This is a genomic window from Streptomyces lushanensis, assembly GCF_001700515.1.
GTDB classification, from domain to species: Bacteria; Actinomycetota; Actinomycetes; order Streptomycetales; family Streptomycetaceae; genus Streptomyces; species Streptomyces lushanensis.
On the sequence record NZ_MAUD01000400.1, the window covers coordinates 1 to 3,985 of the forward strand.

Consider the following 3,985-nt stretch of genomic DNA (forward strand, 5'->3'; position numbering starts at 1 on the left):
GAAAACGACGGAGCCGCGGTGCGCTGAATTCGGCACACCGCGGCTCCGTCGTTTTCGTGCGGGCGGCGAAGAATGGATCGCGCTATTTCATTTCTTTGTATACGGCGAGAATGTTAAGTGCGAGCACTCGCGGTGTTTACAGCATGTTGCGAAACCCTCACCTTTTCCCGGCCTCGCTCGGTGCGCCGCAGCCGGTGCACCGCAGCCGCGCGCTCCGCGTGCAGGGCGGTCAGCGAGCGCGCGCGCTCCGCGTCGCCGCGCGCCACCGCGTCCACGATCGCGCCGTGCTCCGCCCAGGACTCCACGGGATGCGCGGGCTGGTCGACCACGTACATCCAGGCGATCTTGTGCCTGAGCTGGGTGAGCGGGGCGGTGAGCGCAGGGCTCCCCGACGCCTGGGCGAGCGTCTCGTGGAACCAGGCGCCGAGCGAGCGCAGATCCTCGCCCTGCCCCCGCCTGGCCCGCTCCTGCCCCAGTCTGACCAGGCCGCGGAGCACCTTGAGATGGGCCTCCGTACGCCGCTGGGCCGCGCGCGCCGCGCCCAGCGGCTCCAGGAGCTGGCGTACCTCCAGCAGGTCGGCCGCCTCCTGGTCCGTGGGCTCGGCCACACACGCGCCGACATGGCGGCGGGTGGTCACGAAGCCCTCGGACTCCAGCGTGCGCAGGGCCTCGCGGACCGGGACGCGGGAGACGCCGTAACGCCGCGCGAGCTGCTCCTCGGTGAGCCGGCTGCCCCGTTCGAATACACCGGAGACAATGTCGTCGCGGATCGCCGTGCATACCGAGTGCGCGGGAATGCGCATGTCCGAACCTCCGACTTAATCCGCGCGAAACGCTGCCGATCGACGCCTGTTCCGTGACTCTATTGCAATCAACGCGGATTTCCGATGGGTGCCCGGAATCAACAGATATCTTTTGGCCAGCGCGGGCTTCCCGCAGAGGTTCACGGCTTTGGTCAGACGTTCACACCGTGTGCGCGCAGATAGGCGACCGGGTCCATGTCGGAGCCGTACTCCGGGCCCGTCCTGGCCTCGAAGTGGAGATGCGGTCCGGTCGCGTTGCCGCTCGCGCCGGAGAGACCGATCCGCTGTCCCGGCACGACGGTAGCGCCGGCGGAGACGGCGATCGAGGAGAGATGGCCGTACTGGGTGCAGGTGCCGTCGGTCATCCGGAGCACGATGCTGTTGCCGTACGAGCCGCCCCAGCCGGCCTCGACGACGGTGCCCGCGCCGGCGGCCAGGACCGGGGTACCGGACGCGGCGCGGAAGTCGACACCGGTGTGGCTGCCGGAGGACCAGAGCGAGCCGCCGGTCCGGTAGCCGGTGGTGATGTACGAACCGGCGACGGGAAGCCCGAAGGCGTTGAGGCGCCGGCGCTCGGCGGCGCGGGCCGCGCGCCGGCGCTCCGCGCGGAACTCCCTGGCCCGTGCCTCAGCGGCCCGCCGGGCGGCGGCCTTCGCCCCGGCCCGCGCCGCCGCGTGGTGCTGGGCCGCGGCCTGGGCGTCGAGCGCGTCGGCGAGCGCGTCACCGACGGTCAGGGCCTGGGCCAGCCCGGTCCGGCCGACGGCGTGGCCGTCCGGCCCGGCGGCGTGCGCCGGGGCGGCCAGGACGCCGATGACACCGGTCGCGGTGAGCGTCGCGGCACCGGCGGCGCTCATGCCTCTGCGGCTTCGACGGCTCCGGGCACGGTGCTTCCCGGTGGCACGAGTGAACGCCATGGAGCGGGTGATCCTTTTCTTCCTTCTCGCCTGCCCGACGGGGACCCGGCGATGCTGTCCGGTGCCGCGGTGGCGGCGGGGTACCGGCGAACAACCGGACCGACGCTAAGCGGCTCGCCTTTCCCCCACCAAATGGACAGGGCGTTTTGTAGCGCACACCACAGGGCAGACGGGCAACCTCCCCACTAAAGCGGACATATGAGGAAACCCCGGTGGCGAGTGCCACCGGGGTTTGTCTCACGGAGGGATTCTTTTTTTGCCGGACTTACCGAGCCGGCGGTCGGATCACTCGGCGAGCGATCAGAACCAGTCACCGACGACCGTTCGGTCAGCAGGACGATCCACCGGATCCGTCAGCCGGAGACAACCGTCACTTCTCCGATGCCGAGAGCCGTGACCGGCTCCTTGATCTGCTCGGCGTCCCCGACGAGCACGGTGACGAGCCGGTCCACCGGGAAGGCGCTGACCGCCGCGGCCGTCGCCTCGACCGTGCCGGTCTCGGCCAGCCGGGCGTAGAGCTGCGCCTGGAAGTCGTCCGGGAGGTGCTGCTCGACCTGGTCGGCCAGCGTGGCCGCGACGGACGCGGCCGTCTCGTACTTCAGCGGCGCCACTCCCACCAGATTCTGGACGGCCACATCGCGCTCGGCGTCGGTGAGGCCCTCGGCCGCGAGCGTGCGCAGCACCTTCCAGAGGTCGTCCAGGGCCGGGCCGGTGGACGCGGTGTCCACGGAGCCGCTGATGGCGAGCATCGCGGCGCCCGTCGAACCGCCCGGCTCCGAGGGAGCGGAGGAGCGCAGCACCTGGCCGAAGGCCCGCACGCCGTAGGTGTAACCCTTCTCCTCGCGCAGCACCCGGTCGAGCCGGGAGGTGAGCGTGCCGCCCAGACAGTAGGTGCCGAGCACCTGGGCGGGCCAGACGCGGTCGTGCCGGTCCGGGCCGATCCGGCCGATCAGAAGCTGCGTCTGCACGGCCCCCGGCCGGTCCACGATCACCACACGGCCCGTGTCGTCGGCGGTCACGGGCGGTACGGGACGCGGCGCGGCGGTGTCACCGGTCCAGGTGCCGAGGGTGTCCGCGAGCACCTCGTCCAGATCGACACCGGTGAGATCGCCGACGATTACGGCGGTGGCCGTGGCCGGACGCACATACGCCTCGTAGAAGGCGCGGACGGCCGAGGCGTCGATGCGCTCCACCGTCTCCTCGGTGCCCTGGCGCGGCCGGGACATCCGTGAGGCGGCGGGGAACAGCTCCTTGGAGAGCTGTTTGGCGGCGCGGCGGCCCGGGTTGGCGGTCTCGTGCGGGATCTCGTCGAGCCGGTTCCGTACGAGCCGCTCGACCTCGCTGTCCGCGAAGGCGGGCGCGCGGAGCGCCTCGGCGAGCAGACCGAGGGCCTTGGGCAGCCGGGAGACCGGGACCTCCAGGGAGATCCGTACCCCCGGGTGGTCGGCGTGCGCGTCGAGCGTGGCGCCGCAGCGCTCCAGCTCGGCCGCGAACTCCTCGGCGCTGTGCTTGTCGGTGCCCTCGGAGAGCGCGCGCGCCATGATCGTGGCGATGCCGTCGAGCCCCTCGGGCTCGGCCTCCAGCGGAGCGTCGAGATTGATCTCGACGGCCACCACCTGCTGTCCCGGGCGGTCGCAGCGCAGCACCGTCAGGCCGTTGTCGAGCGCACCGCGCTCGGGGGCCGGGAAGGCCCAGGGCCTGGCCTCGCCGGCGGTCGGCTGCGGATGGAAGTCCATGGTCACGGCAGCGTCGCTCACTGGTCCGTCCCCTCGTGCTCGTCGGTCTCGTCGCCGGCCGTGCGCGCCGCGTCGGCGGCGTCCTCGGAGGCGAGCGGTTCGTACACCAGCACCGCCCTGTTGTCGGGGCGCAGCCGTGCCGCGGCGACGGCGCGCACCTCCTCGGCGGTGATGTCCAGCACGCGCGTGACGGCCGTCAGCGCGAGCTGCGGATCGCCGAAGAGCACGGCGAACCTGCACAGTTCGTCCGCGCGGCCGGCGACCGTGCCCAGCCGGTCCAGCCACTCGCGCTCCAGCTGCGCCTGGGCCCGCTCCATCTCCTCGGCGGTCGGTCCTTCGGCGGCGAGCCTGGCCAGCTCCTCGTCGACGGCGGCCTCGATCCGCGGGATCTCGACACCGCCCGACGTCTTCACGTCCAGCCAGCCGAGGGAGGGCGCGCCCGCCAGGCGCAGCAGTCCGAAGCCCGCGGCGACCGCGGTCCGGTCCCGGCGCACCAGCCGGTTGTGCAGCCGCGAGGACTCGCCGCCGCCGA

General features: G+C 72.3%; 4 protein-coding genes. All 4 read right to left on the reverse strand.

Annotated features, from left to right (window positions below; translation table 11 throughout):
• Positions 1–113 precede the first annotated feature (113 nt).
• Complete coding sequence (locus BFF77_RS27635; RefSeq protein WP_066955024.1) at positions 114–803, reverse strand: GntR family transcriptional regulator; 690 nt, start codon at positions 801–803, stop codon at positions 114–116.
• A 152-nt stretch (positions 804–955) separates the two neighbouring features.
• The gene (locus tag BFF77_RS27640) at positions 956–1,717 is read right to left on the reverse strand and encodes a M23 family metallopeptidase (RefSeq protein ID WP_066955026.1); all 762 of its coding nucleotides are present in this window, start codon (positions 1,715–1,717) and stop codon (positions 956–958) included.
• A gap of 353 nt (positions 1,718–2,070) precedes the next feature.
• Positions 2,071–3,453 carry a M16 family metallopeptidase gene (locus BFF77_RS27645; protein ID WP_066955029.1) on the reverse strand — a complete coding sequence of 461 codons (1,383 nt, stop codon included), beginning with the start codon at positions 3,451–3,453 and terminating at the stop codon, positions 2,071–2,073.
• A gap of 17 nt (positions 3,454–3,470) precedes the next feature.
• A partial coding sequence (locus BFF77_RS27650; RefSeq protein WP_141698545.1) for an insulinase family protein occupies positions 3,471–3,985 on the reverse strand: 515 nt, incomplete at its 5' end.